12 protein-coding genes and 1 pseudogene are annotated in these 15002 nt (G+C 54.6%); 7 read left to right on the top strand and 6 right to left on the bottom strand.

The features are described 5' to 3' along the window. Positions 1–3: 3 nt before the first annotated feature. Positions 4–1008 carry an AraC family transcriptional regulator gene (locus R0137_RS13045; RefSeq protein ID WP_407326843.1) on the bottom strand — a complete coding sequence of 335 codons (1005 nt, stop codon included), beginning with the start codon at positions 1006–1008 and terminating at the stop codon, positions 4–6. A gap of 143 nt (positions 1009–1151) precedes the next feature. On the opposite strand from R0137_RS13045, the gene R0137_RS13040 reads away from it, so the two are divergent. From R0137_RS13040 to R0137_RS13015, 6 genes are read left to right on the top strand one after another with little or no spacing between them, the layout of a single operon-like run. After that, positions 1152–2327, top strand: a complete 1176-nt coding sequence (locus R0137_RS13040; protein ID WP_407326842.1) for an acyl-CoA dehydrogenase family protein — start codon at positions 1152–1154, stop codon at positions 2325–2327. A gap of 14 nt (positions 2328–2341) precedes the next feature. Then, positions 2342–3475, top strand: coding sequence for a CaiB/BaiF CoA transferase family protein (locus R0137_RS13035; RefSeq protein WP_407326841.1), 1134 nt, complete (start codon positions 2342–2344; stop codon positions 3473–3475). A 55-nt stretch (positions 3476–3530) separates the two neighbouring features. After that, positions 3531–4334 carry an enoyl-CoA hydratase/isomerase family protein gene (locus R0137_RS13030; RefSeq protein WP_407326840.1) on the top strand — a complete coding sequence of 268 codons (804 nt, stop codon included), beginning with the start codon at positions 3531–3533 and terminating at the stop codon, positions 4332–4334. A gap of 28 nt (positions 4335–4362) precedes the next feature. Then, the gene (locus tag R0137_RS13025; RefSeq protein ID WP_407326839.1) at positions 4363–5889 is read left to right on the top strand and encodes an acyl-CoA carboxylase subunit beta; all 1527 of its coding nucleotides are present in this window, start codon (positions 4363–4365) and stop codon (positions 5887–5889) included. 23 nt (positions 5890–5912) lie between these two features. After that, positions 5913–7859: a DUF3604 domain-containing protein gene (locus R0137_RS13020; protein ID WP_407326838.1), complete on the top strand. Its 1947-nt coding sequence runs from the start codon at positions 5913–5915 to the stop codon at positions 7857–7859. Further along, positions 7859–8626 (top strand): SDR family oxidoreductase, encoded by a 768-nt coding sequence (locus R0137_RS13015; RefSeq protein ID WP_407326837.1) that lies wholly within the window; start codon positions 7859–7861, stop codon positions 8624–8626. Before R0137_RS13020 ends, R0137_RS13015 begins: the two co-directional genes overlap by 1 nt. Before the next feature lie 9 nt (positions 8627–8635). Here the strand turns inward: R0137_RS13015 and rapA are convergent, their stop codons facing one another. Beyond that, a complete protein-coding gene (gene rapA / locus R0137_RS13010) occupies positions 8636–11377 on the bottom strand; it encodes an RNA polymerase-associated protein RapA (RefSeq protein WP_407326836.1) in 2742 nt (913 codons plus the stop codon). After that, complete coding sequence (locus R0137_RS13005; RefSeq protein ID WP_407326835.1) at positions 11377–12204, bottom strand: TatD family hydrolase; 828 nt, start codon at positions 12202–12204, stop codon at positions 11377–11379. The genes rapA and R0137_RS13005 overlap by 1 nt, the downstream gene beginning before the upstream one ends. A gap of 51 nt (positions 12205–12255) precedes the next feature. Here R0137_RS13005 and R0137_RS13000 point away from each other — a divergent pair, with 51 nt between their 5' ends. Further along, a complete protein-coding gene (locus R0137_RS13000; protein ID WP_407326834.1) occupies positions 12256–13542 on the top strand; it encodes a hypothetical protein in 1287 nt (428 codons plus the stop codon). A 46-nt stretch (positions 13543–13588) separates the two neighbouring features. On the opposite strand, the gene R0137_RS12995 is transcribed toward R0137_RS13000, so the two are convergent. The 3 genes and pseudogenes from R0137_RS12995 to R0137_RS12985 form a co-directional block, all read right to left on the bottom strand. Beyond that, on the bottom strand, positions 13589–14203 hold the full coding sequence (locus tag R0137_RS12995; protein ID WP_407326833.1) for a class I SAM-dependent methyltransferase: 615 nt from the start codon (positions 14201–14203) through the stop codon (positions 13589–13591). A 2-nt stretch (positions 14204–14205) separates the two neighbouring features. Further along, positions 14206–14406, bottom strand: a pseudogene (locus tag R0137_RS12990) (cold-shock protein); the annotation flags it as partial. 346 nt (positions 14407–14752) lie between these two features. Next, positions 14753–14965, bottom strand: a complete 213-nt coding sequence (locus R0137_RS12985; RefSeq protein ID WP_405269964.1) for a cold-shock protein — start codon at positions 14963–14965, stop codon at positions 14753–14755. Positions 14966–15002 lie beyond the last annotated feature (37 nt).

Below are 15002 nucleotides of genomic sequence, written 5' to 3'. Positions count from 1 at the left end.
CAGTTATAATCCTTTTCTGTAGGCGTAAGGGGTCAGTCCTGTCCAGCCTTTAAATGCACGTATGAATGCACTCGCTTCAGAAAAGCCTGCGCGGTGAGCGACTTCTTCTACGCTCAAAGCGCGCTTACCGAGAAAATGCAGCGCCGTATCACGGCGAATATCACTTTTAATCTGTTTGAAAGTGTTGCCTTCGGCAGCCAGACGTCGTCGCAATGTTTGTGGATGCAGCTCAAGTGCTGCAGCGACGTCGGTCAGTTCGGGCATGAATAGCAAATTTTGACGTAGCTGCGCTCTAACCCTGGCGGTCCAGCTAAAGTCATAGCTTGTTGTGAGCATCGTCAATACCGGGTGTATAAGGTAGCGGCGGAGAGACTCCGGTGTTTGCATGACTGGCTTTTCTAGAAGAGACGCACCAAAAATCAGGCAGGCGTCTTCTTGTTCAAAGCTCACGGGGTTGCCCATAAACATCAAACGATAGTCTGCAGCACGGGTGCTTGGTGGGTGCTGGAAGTGCACCTCGCGTAGTGGGAGTTCCTCTTGCACTAACCAGCAAGTAAAGCGATGAGTGTTAAGTAGGCACAGCTCAGAAAAATAGGCGCCGTGAGCACTCGCATGCGACGCAAGCTTGACCTTCGCGGCGTCTCCTTCAAGGCTCAGTTCCAGTTGCATACCACCGCCCATGAGTTCAAAAAAACGGCAGTAGCGATGCAGGGCCTGCCCAAGCGTTTGGGCGGTAATGACTGCATGGCACATCATATCCCAGGTACCTAAGGGGACTGCGCGGTTGGCATAGCCAAGACTTTCATCTCCTAGGGCCTGCATCGCGCTGGTCTGCAGATCGGCCACTTGCTGGACGCTAATTCGTGCCTGGGGTTCATGCAGTAGTCTTGGAGGAATTCGCTGTCCGCGAAGAAGAGCTTGCGTATCGATACCTGCTTCCAGGCAATGCTTCAGGATCGCCTTGGCAAAGTGAACGGACACGGAAACCTTATTCGCAGCGTCGCTCAACGAAATAATCCGCGAAGCTTGAAAGCGTGTGTGAATAGCACTGTCATCTGGGGTCAATTTCTCTGTTAATGACAGTCATTGTTGCTCCTTGGCGCGAAAATCATACTGCGGCGCTGTATTGACTCATTGGATAGGAGATTTCCATGTTGCCACGCACATTTACAGAAGAGCAGGTTATGTTTCGCGATGCGTATCGCAAATTCCTCAGTAGCGAGATTGTGCCACATATGGAGGCTTGGCGAGAGGCCGGCATCGTTGATCGGGAGGCTTTCCGCAAGGCCGGCGAGCGAGGGTTTCTTATGGTGTGGCCTGAGGAAAAGTACGGCGGCATGGGTGACGCGGATTTTCGTTTTGAACAGGTGATCATCGAAGAGACCGCTTATGCGCGCGCTGGAGATTGGTACAACTCACTGCACAGCCGTCTTGTGGGTCCTTACTTTACGCGGTTTGGTAACGAAGAACAGTGTCAGCGGTTCTTACCGGGTTGTGTCACTGGAGACACGGTACTCGCTATTGCCATGACTGAGCCGGACGCGGGAAGCGACTTGGCAGGTATGCGCAGCACAGCGGTCGAAGCTGATGATCACTGGGTTCTCAATGGATCAAAGACCTACATCTCCAACGGCATTAATGCAGACGTCGTGATCGTAGCGGCCAAGACAGACCCCGAGAATAACCCTCATGCGATGACGCTCTTTCTTGTTGAACGTGGTATGGAGGGTTTTGAGCGTGGTCGCAACCTTGAAAAGATGGGACTCAAGGCACAAGACACTGCGGAGCTCTTCTTCAACGACGTGCGTGTGCCCAAAGAGAATGTGCTCGGCGAGCCTCACAAGGGATTCTTTTACCTTATGGAAGGATTGGCGGAAGAGCGTCTGATGGGCGCCGTTGGTTATTTGGCTGCGGCTCAGTTGTCCTGGGACCTGACCTGTGAATATGTCAAAGAACGAAAGGCCTTTGGAAAGCCGCTGGCGTCTTTCCAGAATACCCAGTTCAAGCTTGCGGAGCTGCGTACCGATCTAGATATTGCACAGAACTATGTTGATCAGTGTGTTGTGGCTTTTAACGGAGGATGTCTCACTGCGGTAGATGCCGCGAAAGCTAAGCTCGTGACCAGTGAACTGCAGGTCGAGGTGGCGGATGTTGGTGTTCAGCTGCATGGAGGCGCGGGTTACATGGACGAGTATCCGATCTCCCGGCAATTTACCGACGCGAAGATTTCTACGGTCTACGCCGGAAGCTCAGAGGTCATGAAGATCATCGTGAGCAGAGATTGCCTGGGTGACCAATATCAACCCTTCAATACCCGCAACTTTTAAGCTGGAGAATTCCTATGGGACCTCTTAACGGATACACCGTTATTGAACTGGCGGGTATCGGACCCGCTCCGATGGGCGGCATGATGCTCGCAGACCTCGGCGCGGAAGTTATTCGCGTTGATCGGTCTGCCGCCGATGCACCTTCACCCCTTGAAAGTGTCAGCGGCAGAGGAAAGAAGTCCGTCGTACTCAATCTAAAATCCGCACAGGGAATCGAAGCCCTTCTGCGCATGGTGGAAAACGCTGATGTACTTATTGACCCGTTCCGTCCGGGGGTCTGCGAAAAACTCGGTGTAGGGCCAGAAGTATGCCTGGCAAGGAACCCAAAACTGATCTTTGCCCGGATGACCGGTTGGGGGCAGGAAGGGCCTCTGGCTACTTCAGCGGGTCATGATATTAACTACATAGCCCTCACCGGCGCGTTGTTTGCCAATGGGGAGGGTGCGGGACGTCCCATGCCGCCGCTTAACCTTGTGGGGGACATGGGTGGTGGCGGAATGCTCTTGGTGAACGGTGTTTTGGCCGCGCTGCTGGAGACAGCGAGCTCCGGTCAGGGACAGGTGATTGATGTCGCTATGGTCGACGGTGCCGCGCAGCTAATGTGGATGTTTCATACCTTTCACGCCGCCGGCCTTTGGAATGCGGACCAGCGCGAGGCAAACATGCTTGATGGCGGCACGCATTTTTACAATACCTATGAATGTGCCGATGGTGAGTATGTTTCGATTGGATCTATCGAGCCTCAGTTTTATGCGCTTCTCATGGAGAAGGCAGGACTATCTGAAGCTGAGTTTGCCGAACAGAACAATCCCGAAAGGTGGTCTGATCAAAAGCAGGCGCTTGGTGATGTGATTCGGCAGAAGACGCGCGATGAGTGGTGCGAGCTCATGGAAGGTACAGACGTTTGTTTTGCTCCCGTGCTACGGTTTACCGAGGCGCCAGGGCACAGTGCCGCGGTCGCACGCGAGAGTTACATAGAGGTCGATGGAGTTGTGCAACCCGCCCCTGCACCGCGGTTTTCCCGTACCGCAGCCACGGTTGCTCACGGACCGCGAGCCAATGGAGCTGATACTCAATCGGTGTTAGGCGCGATGGGTTTTGCGGAGCAGGAGATTGCCAGCCTGCGTGATGCAGGTGCGATTAGTTAGGGGTAGAAGTCTTGCGTACCTCCCGGCCAAATAAAGATGACGAAAGGACAAATTCATGAGTGACCTAACTTTTGAAACTCTGCTGATTGAAAAACACGGGCCGGTAGCCCGATTGGTGATGAATCGCCCGGATAAGTTGAATACCTTCTCCACGACGCTTCGTCAGGAGATGATGGCTGCCGTGAACGCGCTCAATGCTGATCCTGAATTGAGGGTTATTGTTCTAGCGGGTGCAGGGCGTGCATTTAGTGCTGGGGCAGATCTGCAAGACAGTGCGGGTGGTGATCCCGCGCATCGTGGCCAGCTGACAGAGCACATGCTAAAAAACGAATACAAGCCAAGTATCCTTGGTATTACCGATTCCTCCAAACTTTGGATTGCAGAAGTTAGTGGTCCGGCAGCTGGAATCGGAAGCGCTTACATGATGGCCTGCGACCTGGTGGTTATGGCTAAAGGGGGTTATCTCTACCAGGCGTTTGGCGCTATTGGTTTGATTCCTGACGGCGGCGCAACCTGGCAGCTTCTCCGCGCGCTGGGTCGTAAGCGGGCGCTGGAAGTGATTGTGGGGGGAGAGCGAATCTACGCTGAGCGCTGTCTTGAGTGGGGCTTGTGTAATCGTGTTGTAGAAGATGGCGAGGAAACGGAGGCGGCGCTTGAATGGGCCGCGGAGCTCGCAAAGAAGGCGCCTTTAGCGATGCAGTTTAGTAAGAAGGCCATTGCTATGGCGGCCGACTTAAACTTTGGCGAAATGATCTCTCAGGAAGCGGCGATGCAGAACATCTGCATTTCCAGTGAGGACTCCACCGAAGGCGTTATGGCGTTCTTCGAGAAACGACCACCGGCGTTCAAAGGCCGTTGAACGTGAAGGCTATACCGGGACTGCCGCGATGATTGAGGGCGAACGTCCAGAGCTACGAGAGCTCAGGGATCGGCTGGAGCGGGGCAGTGATGCACAGCGACCTGAAGCGGTGGCGCGTCGCAAGAAAAAGGGCTTCCGCACCGCCCGAGAGAATCTTGCCGACCTGCTAGGCGCGGGAGCTTTCGTAGAATACGGTGCACAGGCTGTGGCGGCTCAACGTCAGCGGCGTGACTACGAAGAGCTTCAGCGAGAGACTCTGGGTGACGGCGTCATTACTGGAGTTGGAGAGGTAAACGGCGAGTATTTTTCTGCTGATGAACGTCGCACAGCGCTGGTTGTCTACGACTACAGCGTCCTTGCCGGAACCCAGGGCTTCTTTCATCACGCGAAGATTGACCGACTGCTTTCCATTGCAGCGAGACAAAGCCTGCCCGTGATTATGTACACCGAGGGTGGTGGCGGGCGGCCGGGCGACACCGATGTCACCACACAGATCGCCGGTCTAAATGTAGATACTTTCGCCAGTTGGGCGTCCTTGAACACGGGCATGCCGCGTATTGTCGTGAACAATGGTTACTGTTTCGCGGGTAACGCCGCCTTGTTTGGCGCTGGGGACATACGTATAGCGACTCGGGCATCGAACATAGGTATGGCTGGCCCAGCAATGATTGAAGGCGGCGGCCTTGGTAGTTTTCGCCCTGATGAAATCGGTCCTGCGGACACGCAGTGGCGGAACGGTGTTATCGACATTCTGGTGGACAACGAAGCTGACGCTACCGCCATGGCTCGGCGGGTGCTGTGGTACTTCCAAGGAGATGTGTCTCCCGGTGCCGCACAGGATCAGACACCCTTGCGCGAGGCATTGCCCGAAGACCGGCGTTGGGGTTACCCAGTACGTGATGTGATTGAGCGTTTGTTCGATGCTGATAGTTTCACGGAACTTCGGCGGGTATTTGGTCGAAGCGTGGTGACCGGATTGGCCAGGCTTGATGGTCGGGCCGTGGGGGTTTTAGCCAGTGACTGTCAACAATTAGGTGGGGCCGTGGATAGCGAGGCTTCAGATAAGGCATCTCGATTTCTGAATCTCTGCAATCGCACGGGGCTGCCTGTCATATCCTTGGTAGACACGCCCGGGTTCATGGTTGGTCCCGACAGTGAGTCGGAGGCGGCGGTGCATCGCATGTCGGCACTGTTTGAGAGTGCCGCGTCATTGAAAGTACCCGTTTTGGCGGTGTTTCTCCGCAAGGCTTACGGCCTTGGAGCTATGGCGCTGGTGGGAGGTAGCTTTGCAGTTCCCCATTTTGCAGCGGCCTGGCCGACGGGGGAGTTTGGCGGTATGGGGCTTGAGGGCGCTGTGCGTTTGGGCTTCCGCAAAGAGCTGGAAGCAGTGAATGACCCCGGGGATCGACAGCAATTGTTCGACAAATTGCTTGCGGAACTCTATGACAAGGGCAAGGCTCTTGAGGCCGCAGCCCATCTTGAGATTGATGCGGTGATAGATCCGGCTGATACGCGTGATCAATTGATTCATGCCCTTTATCGGCAATCCAAGTAGCAATAAATACAGCGAGGAAACCTATGAGAATCCAGATTGCACCGAGTTTTCCACGTCCAATTCTGGGGTTGTTTGCGGTGCTCTTCGGTGGGTGCATGAGCATTGCTGCAGTAGCAGAGCCAGGTAAAAAGCTGCTCTGGGGCGATACTCATCTGCATAGCTCTTACTCCTTTGATGCCTTTCTCAACGATAACCTTCGCGCGGATCCGGCAACCGCTTATCGTTTTGCCATGGGACAGCCTGTTGTACACCCTTATCACCAAGCTCGGGTTCAGCTAAGACGTCCCCTGGATTTTCTGGCAGTGTCTGACCACGCTGAGTATCTGGGCATTATGCGTCATCTCTATATGGAGGGATCGGATCTGGATAGCTTAGGTTTCTGGGAAAAGATCAAAGCTCAGATTGCGACTTCAGTTATTCGCCGCAAGGTCGATCAGCGGCAGGGCAAGGATTTGTTTGGTCCCGCGTTGCCCGCGAGTGAAGATCCCATTGCCGCTGCGCGGGCACTAGCGTCGTCTGATGGGATTCCTCGGAGTGCGGTTTCAAATAGCGTTCCCCGCATGGATGAGGTGGAAACCAGCACCTGGCGGGCGATCACCGATGTTGCGGACGCTTACTACCAGCCGGGCAGGTTCACAACGCTTATCGCTTGGGAGTGGAGCACAATCCCCGGTGGGGCAAACCTTCATCGTATTGTCATTAGTGATTCTGATGCCGAAAGTGCTCGTGAGTTTGAGCCCTTTGGCATGGACGACAGTCCTTATCCGGAAGACCTCTGGACTTACCTTGGCGGCGTGGAAGAGGCGACGGGAGTGAACTTTGTCGCTATCCCCCACAACTCCAATATTTCGAAGGGGGTCATGTTTGATGAAATGACCCTTCGTGGCGAAGAGATGACTGAAGATTACGCCCGCCAGCGCCTGCGTTGGGAGCCCATTGCGGAGATAACCCAAATAAAAGGGGACTCAGAGACCCACCCCATACTGTCTCCCGACGATGAGTTTGCGGACTTTGAGACTTATCCTTTCTACATTCAACGGGATAAAGAAGATTACAAACCTTTACCGGGAGATTACCTGCGTTCTGCATTGCGCCGAGGACTTGAGCTGGAAAATGTGCTGGGTGCGAATCCTTACCAGTTAGGATTCATCGGCTCTACCGATGCCCACACGGGCCTGTCGAGCGCGGGCGAGGACAACTTTCACGGAAAAATGGCCACGGACTCCATTCCGGAAAACAAAGTGGGTAGTTTTGGCAGCGCGGGTACAGTCAACGGATGGTCTATGTCAGCATCAGGGCTGGCGGCGGTCTGGGCCAAAGAAAACACCCGTGATGCGATCATTGAGGCGGTACGACGCCGTGAGGTTTACGCCACCAGCGGTCCACGAATTTCCTTACGCTTCAACGCAGGCTTTGCGCTAACTCTGAGCGAGGAGCCCACCGCGGCGGAGTTGGAGGGCGTTCTGGCAGAAAGTTTGCCCATGGGATCAGTGATTGATGGTTCCGGAGGGCAGGCGCCGGTGTTCTATGTTGAAGCGCTCCGTGACCCGGATGCCGCTTTACTTGACCGCGTTCAAATTGTTAAAGGCTGGGTTACAGATGACGGGGACTCCAGGGAACAGGTATTCGACGTTGCCTTGTCCGACGACACTAGACGGCGCACAGATGGCTCCGTAACACCTATCGAAGATACCGTTGATCGAAAAACCGGAGCAGTTGATAACCGTGTTGGGGCTGCGAGCCTTTCCACCTTGTGGACAGATCCGAGCTTTGATCCGAATCAGTCTGCATTTTACTACGCGCGAGTCCTGCAGATACCCACCGCCCGGCACTCCTTTTTGGACGCGCTGGCCCTGGGAATGGATTCAGCTCCAGGTCATCCGGATAGTATTCAAGAGCGCGCCTACAGCTCACCAATATGGTTTAAACCAGGCGGAAAGTCGCCGCAAACGAGAGGAGTTTCCCCTTAGTGAAAAGTCTTTTTAACCTGGCAGGGAAAGTTGCGGTGGTTACCGGAGGGTCTCGAGGGATCGGAGCGATGATCGCGCAAGGATTGGTTGAGAATGGGGTTCGAACCTATATCACCGCCCGCCGCGCCGAAGAATTACAGGCCACGGCCGACGAGCTGTCGAAACTTGGGGAATGTATAGCGATACCGAGTAATCTTGCTGATGTGGATGGGCTTCAGGGGTTCGCAAATGAACTTAAGGCCCGAGAGTCCAAGATCGATATTCTCGTGAACAACGCGGGCGCAAGTTGGGGCGCCTCTATTGATGAGTTTCCAGAAAATGGTTGGGACAAGATCATGGATCTCAACGTAAAGTCGCTTTTCTTTCTGACTCAGGCTCTATTGGAGCCTCTTCGCGCGGCCGCAAGTCAGGAAGATCCATCGCGTGTGATCAATATTGGTTCTATCAACGGATTGTCCTACGCCGCGCTTCAGAACTACTCCTACAGCGCGAGCAAGGCGGCGGTGCACCATCTTACTCGTCAGCTTGCGGTGGACCTGGCTCCGGACAATGTCAATGTGAACGCCATTGCGCCCGGCTTTTTCCCTAGCAAAATGACGGCGCATTTACTGGATCATGAGGAAGAAATGGCCAAAGCCATTCCTCGAAGGCGCCTGGGAACGCCGGAAGACGCGGCCGGTTCTGCTATTTATCTTTGCTCAAGAGCTTCGGCTTTTGTGACGGGCCATGTGCTCGTTCTGGATGGCGGTCAGGACGTGGCCTCCTGACGTACCCGCCTAGCGCGTAATCACTAGTCGTACGCCCTGCAAAGTCGCCCGCGCAGTACTTAGCGCGGCGAGTCCGGCTTCTTTACGGAGTTTTAGATTCTCAATTTCTTCATGGCGAATACTAGGGTTTACTTTGCGTAAGGAGCTGAGCCGGGCTATTTCTTCGTCCAGCTGTTCGCTGTAGCTCTCCGCGGCGAGGGCTTGGCGGGACTCTAGTTCGCTTGCAAAGTGCTGCTCTGCATCATCGATGCGCGTTTCGATTTCTTCTCGCAGTTGACGTACCACTTTGCTGACCGTTCCGCGGGGGATTTTCTCCACACGCTCATTAAGCCGCTCGTGCGTAAGAAGCTTACTGAGATCCCGGCCATTCGCATCGAGCAATATGCGCTGTGGCGCCAAGGGGAGGTAGCGCTGCAGTCCCAACGCGCGAGGAGCACTCAGGGAGACAGTGAAGAGTAGTTCGTAGAGCCTCGAGCCGCCGGGTACTCCCTTGAGACTCATGGCGCCGACACTCGCCTGTCCCAGGGCGCTACCGAGAACGGTGGACATTGCATTCTCCATCCACGGATGTTCCCAGCCAAGGAATATCCAATCTTCCCGCTGGAGTGCTTGATCTCGGGATACCGTGACAGTGCAGCCATCCTCCGGTACCTCTGGGAAAATCTCAAGAAGCTCCTGTTCTCCGCGACGTAAAACACTGCTGTTCTTACTGTGCTCCTCATGCTCAACACCCGTGACGTCACAGAGCTGTTCCAGAAAGGAGCCCAATCGCTCCGGGTCCTCAATCTCGCCGATAGCCTCGCCAAGAGATAAACCCTGTTCGGTGTTGCAGGAACTTCTCTCAAGAAGCTTGTCGCGACCCTCACTGAGTTCTTTGCGCGTATCGGTGGTGAACCGCGCAGTCTCCTGCAAGAGTTCATCGAAGCGATCGTTCTGTTGTCGAAGCTGCTCGTCTAGAGCACTTCGGAATTGATTCAGAATCATATCGCCCGCGGAGCAGCTTGATCTGAAGAGATCTATGCCCTCGTGATACCAGCGCATGAGCGTTTCCTGCGCGCTTCCCTCGATGTAGGGAACATGAATAAAGATGCGGTCTCTCTGTCCGATACGATCAAGGCGTCCTATGCGTTGCTCAAGTTGGTCTGGGTGTTCAGGTAGGTCGAAGAGAATAAGATGTTGGGCAAACTGAAAATTACGACCCTCACCGCCAATCTCGGAACAAATGAGCGCTTGGGCGCCTTGTTCCTGCTCAGCGAAGTAGGCTGCAGCCCGATCTCGCTCCACCAGACTCAGTTGCTCATGGAAAGCGGCAGAACGTATGCCAGCACGGAGCTGGAGATAACTCTCAAGGGCCAAAGCGGTGTCGGCTGTGGCGCAAATCACTAGTACTTTCTGGGGTCGCAGAGATTTCAACTGGCTCACCAGCCACGCCACCCTCGGATCTTCCTGAAGCCACAGCTCGGTATCAACGTGTAAATCGGGATATAGGTTTTGATAGACCGGGTTCTCAACCATTGGGAGAGGGTGTGGGAGCATTTCGCGGGTGGGGAAGCCGCCTACGCTCGCCCGAGCGTTACGAAAGAGTACTCTCCCGGTTCCGTAGCGATCCAATAGAGCCGCAATCTGTCGCTCGGACGGAGCCTCTGGATCAATATCAGATGGCAGTCCTTGTACATCTTCTCCACGGTCCAGAGCATCCATGAGCGAGCTCCAGCGCTTGTACTGGGACTCCTCTTCTTCAAAAGCCGTAAAGTCGTGAAAGCGTTCTGGATCCAACAGTGCAAGACGCGCAAAGTGGGCTTCCTGGCCCACTTGCTCTGGCGTAGCGGTGAGCAGCAACAAACCAGGAACCTGTTCCGCCATGTCCTGTAAAAAGCGAAAATCTTCACTGACTTCAACCTGACTCCAAGCTAAGCGGTGGACTTCGTCCACAATCAGCATGTCCCACTCGGCATCCAAAGCCAGTGCTCGTGCATTGGCGTCCAGAAAGAGCGATGTGGAGCATAGAACCAGCTGCTCATCTTCAAAGGGGTTGCCACCGTCGTCACTTTCGCTCAAACGAGATTCGTCAAACAAAGCAAAGTTCAGATTGAAGCGGCGCCGCATTTCAACGAGCCACTGAAACTGCAAGGATTCCGGAACCATGATGAGCACGCGTCGACTGTCACCGCTGAGTAACTGACGATGCAGGATCATACCGGCTTCGATGGTTTTACCCAGGCCAACCTCGTCAGCCAGAAGCACCCTGGGAGCGTGGCGTTTGCCTACCTCATTCGCGACATATAGTTGGTGGGGGAGCAGAGCCGTACGTGTTCCAAGGAGTCCGCGGAGACCGCTTTGTTGCAATCGGTGAATGTGCTGCGCGGTGGCCATACGTAGCGCAAACGCCGCGTGGCTATCGTATTGGCTGGCTAGCAGTCGTTGTCTGGGTGTTGCCAAATCGATATGGTCATCCATATCAAGTTCGGCCAGCAACTCCCGCTGCCCTTCGCCTGCAACTTCATAGATCAGGAGCTCTTGCTCTTCATGGATAGCCAAGACCTGAAGCTTACGCCCATCTCGCGTATGGAGCACATCACCTTCACGCAGCTTTACCCGCGTTAAAGGTGCATTCTCTGTGGCGTAGGTGCGCTCCTCTTCGACTGCGGGAAAGTGGACGCTGACTCGGCGCCCATCCAGCTCGACGATTATTCCCAGCCCCAGCTCGCTGTCTGCGTGGCTGAGCCAGCGCTGACCTATAGCAAAACTCATCAAACGGCTCCCGAGTCAGAAGTGGTGAAGAACAACTGCTCGCTGTTGGCGTAGCACTGAGCGAGAAGGGTATCGATGGGCATTTCTTTTATCTCGGCAATTTTTTCTGCGATGAAGGGGAGATAGCGAGGCCCGTTGCTACGTCCGCGATAAGGCACAGGGGTTAAATAGGGGGCATCTGTTTCCAGTAGAAGCTGGTCCAAAGGCGTGATTGCCACGGCGTCTCTTACGTTGTCAGCGCGATTGAAGGTCACCATGCCGTTGAAACCGAGCATGAAATTCGCGTCCAACGCGAATTCAGCCAGAGCCAGCCCTGAGCTAAAGCTGTGAATAACACCCCGCTTAGGTAGGCGATCCAGGTGCTCGGACAATATCGCCTGCATGTCTTCGTCAGCGTCGCGGCTATGAATCACGACTGGTAAATCGCAGGCGGCGGCGATTTCTAACTGATCCGCAAAAACCTTACGCTGAACGCCGCGATCCGCGTGATCGTAGTAGTAATCTAGGCCTATCTCGCCAATAGCGATAACGTTCGGATCAGATGCTCCCTCACGAATACGTGAATCCACTTCTGACGAGTAGTTTTCTGCCTCGTGGGGGTGCACACCTTGAGTGCAGTACACACGATCTTCACGCCGCGCTATGGCCTGAACCTTGTCGAGATTGTCTGGACTAACAGCAATTGTGATGATTCTTTCCACGCCTACATCCCGGGCGTTGAGCAGTTCCTCAGAGAGAGAATCAGGTTCCAGGTAGTCGAGGTGACAATGGGTCTCAATAATGGGATGCGCGAAGCGCGGGATATCCCGTCGTTGTTTTTTACTCATGGGCGCTAAGAAGGTGTATCAGGCATAAAGTTCCGTCATTATATCGCCTCTATGCGTCTATTACCGTTACTCATCCCTGTCGTGCTGACGCTTGCGAGCCCCCTCGCCCTGGCTGCTGCGGGGCCTTATGGCAAGTACTTCGTCGAGGCCGAGCGAGTCTGGCCCGATGAAACGTCGCCAGACCCTAATACGCCGGCTTCAATCTCCAGTGATAAACAGTCAACGGCGCTTGTACGTGCACTGAGTGAAAGACTTATCGAACAGGAATATCGCGATGGCCCTTACGCCATGAGCCTGGCGGAGACACTGGATTCCCTCGCGCGCGCCCAGGAAGCGATGGGAGATATCGCAGCTGCACGCAAAAGCCGCGCGCGGGCGCTGCATCTGATACGTCTAAATGAGGGCTTATATAGCGTTGCGCAGAGGCCGGTGCTGAGGGCGATGTTAGATAGCTTGCGTCGGGAAGGTGATTTCACGGCCCTGGATGAGCGCTACAACTATTTTTTTCGTTTGTATGGCTCAGGCCGGCCACCGTGGGATGGGCTTCGTTGGAGCGCCACCATGGAGTACCTGCGCTGGCAGCGAGAAGTACTTCGCCGTGGCCAAGATAGAGACCTCCTGACTCGTCTCTTAGACCTTCATGAAATGCATGAGGATCTATTGGAAATCCTTGTGTCTGACGAACGGGGGATCGACTACCTACGATTCAAAGATGCCACTTTCAGCCAGTTAAAAACCCTTTATCTCATAGAGGATCTGGTGGAGCCACAACCCTTGTATCGGGACCGTAGGACGGGGTTTCCCAGTAGTGTGGATGATCCTAGAGACTTTAGCCTGCAGCAGGAGCGCCTCGAAAACCTTCAACGAACAGTTCGCGCTGCAGGGCGACGCTTACTCGATGATTTGCTTGCAGCCATTCCGTCTGAAGAACTTGAACTTCGAGCCGAAACGCAACTCGCACTGGCAGACTGGCTTCAATGGCATGGGGCTGCCAGAGAGGCCCGCGCTGTTTACGAGGGGATTTGGCGTGATCTTGACGCCGGCGGCCTGAATAGTCTTGCCACGGAGTGGTTTTCCAAGCCGGTCCCGCTGCCTGACAACGGCGTATTCTGGGAATCCGGTCTGGAGGACGGTGACGGTCTATTTTTCGTGCGTCTTAAGGTTCGAGAGGACGGTAGAGCGATAGCGGACGTCGCACCCAGTGGCCTAGGTAGAACGCGCTCCGCGGCTTTACTGCAACGATACATTCAAACAACGCGCTTTCGCCCTGCGATGGACGACGGCCGCATAACTTCCAGCGAAAACATTGAGGCCCGTTACAGGTTGATTCAAAGGTGACCGTAAGTCGCCACGGGAATCCAAGCCCGCAGGCGAGGTTAACTATCTAGTAGTTGTTGATCACCAGAAGAGCACCTCGAGCGGCCAGGCTGCCCTTGGTTTTCCATTCGAGTACTTCGCCACCGTGGCGGACGACGCAACGCTCGGCCATTTCATGGAATGTTGGGCGCTCGGGGTCTGCGATGATGATGCGCTTCACACCCGCTTTCAGGGCACGATTGACCATGTTGCTTACGGGATCCACGAGCTCATCCCAAAAGCAGATATCTGCGGCTATCAAGGTATCAAAGTCACGAAGGAATTTTCCGTTAAGCTTTTCAAACCTCGCGACGCGAGACTTGGTACTTACGCCGTTAAGCTCGGCCGTCACATCCAGAAAGGGAAATACGTTCGGATCGGCGTCCACTGACGTTACGGACGCTCCAAATCGCTTTGCGCACCAGATGCCGCCTATGCCCCAACCGCAGCCCACATCTAACACTTTTTCTGGTGCAGGCTCAGAGTTCTTGTGCAGATAGTCGATCACGAGACAGCTTGACTTCCATAGCTTGTTACCATGGATGGATGGTGCGTCCTGTTCCCGCTTAGTCCGTCGAATCTCCGGGTGACTCGATGTTGGGAGGATGACGCCCCTGTAGCGATGCTGCTGGATAGCGGCCATGCTTAATCGAGCGCCTCGACTTCTTCCGCTTGGGGACCTTTATCGGTCGTGACAACACTGTACTTCACAGCTGCGCCGTCACGGAGGCTGCGACGACCCTCGCCAACTATCGATCGATGATGTACGAATATTTCTTCACCGTTCTCGCGAATGATGAAACCGAAGCCCTTAGTGCCGTTAAACCACTTAACCGTACCGGTCTCAGCTTTGCCCGCTGACTTTTCCGGCGCTTTCTTGGGTTTTTTCTCCGACTTCTTTTCAGCCTTGGGCTTTTTGGGGGGCTTATTCTTGTTTGGTTTTGCTGGCTTATGCACTGCGGGGCTGTTGCTGCTCAAGCCCGCAGGCATCGGTAGAGCGCGGTGACTCAGTAACACCGCGAGTACCGCCGCGATGGCAGCGGCCGGGAAAAGGCTGCCGATGGTATGGCTTTCATAGAAAGTGGTAGCGAAAGCTGAAACTGCGAGTGCTGACAACAAGGCGATCAGCACTTTGCCTGGAATAGACATGAGACTCCTTAAAGTGAAGGTGGTCGCCCCTTAGGGCGAGTAACTAAATTTTGGCGACGTCTTCGGCCTGCAGACCCTTGGGTCCTTCGGTCAACGTGAATTCGACTTCCTCGCCCTCGTTCAGGGTTCTAAAACCATCTCCCTGGATGGAGCGAAAGTGCACAAACACATCTCCATCGAAGCTTTCCCCTGTAATAAATCCAAAACCTTTGGCATTGTTAAACCACTTAACCGTGCCATTCATTTTCTCGCTCATTCGCGCTTCTCCGGTATTTCATTTTTATAGCTGACTC

The sequence above is a fragment of the Congregibacter brevis genome (genome assembly GCF_045689245.1).
Taxonomy (GTDB): Bacteria; Pseudomonadota; Gammaproteobacteria; order Pseudomonadales; family Halieaceae; genus Congregibacter; species Congregibacter brevis.
Note: the sequence above shows the minus strand (reverse complement) of the source record. Positions and strands in the feature narration are given on the sequence as shown.

Bases quoted from the DNA above. Each gene is read 5' to 3' on its own strand.
- R0137_RS13040 (WP_407326842.1), top strand. From the start codon at position 1,152: ATGTTGCCACGCACATTTACAGAAGAGCAGGTTATGTTTCGCGATGCG.
- R0137_RS13035 (WP_407326841.1), top strand. From the start codon at position 2,342: ATGGGACCTCTTAACGGATACACCGTTATTGAACTGGCGGGTATCGGA.
- R0137_RS13030 (WP_407326840.1), top strand. From the start codon at position 3,531: ATGAGTGACCTAACTTTTGAAACTCTGCTGATTGAAAAACACGGGCCG.
- R0137_RS13025 (WP_407326839.1), top strand. From the start codon at position 4,363: ATGATTGAGGGCGAACGTCCAGAGCTACGAGAGCTCAGGGATCGGCTG.
- R0137_RS13020 (WP_407326838.1), top strand. From the start codon at position 5,913: ATGAGAATCCAGATTGCACCGAGTTTTCCACGTCCAATTCTGGGGTTG.
- rapA (WP_407326836.1), bottom strand. From the start codon at position 11,377: ATGAGTTTTGCTATAGGTCAGCGCTGGCTCAGCCACGCAGACAGCGAG.
- R0137_RS13005 (WP_407326835.1), bottom strand. From the start codon at position 12,204: ATGAGTAAAAAACAACGACGGGATATCCCGCGCTTCGCGCATCCCATT.
- R0137_RS13000 (WP_407326834.1), top strand. From the start codon at position 12,256: ATGCGTCTATTACCGTTACTCATCCCTGTCGTGCTGACGCTTGCGAGC.
- R0137_RS12995 (WP_407326833.1), bottom strand. From the start codon at position 14,203: ATGGCCGCTATCCAGCAGCATCGCTACAGGGGCGTCATCCTCCCAACA.
- R0137_RS12985 (WP_405269964.1), bottom strand. From the start codon at position 14,965: ATGAGCGAGAAAATGAATGGCACGGTTAAGTGGTTTAACAATGCCAAA.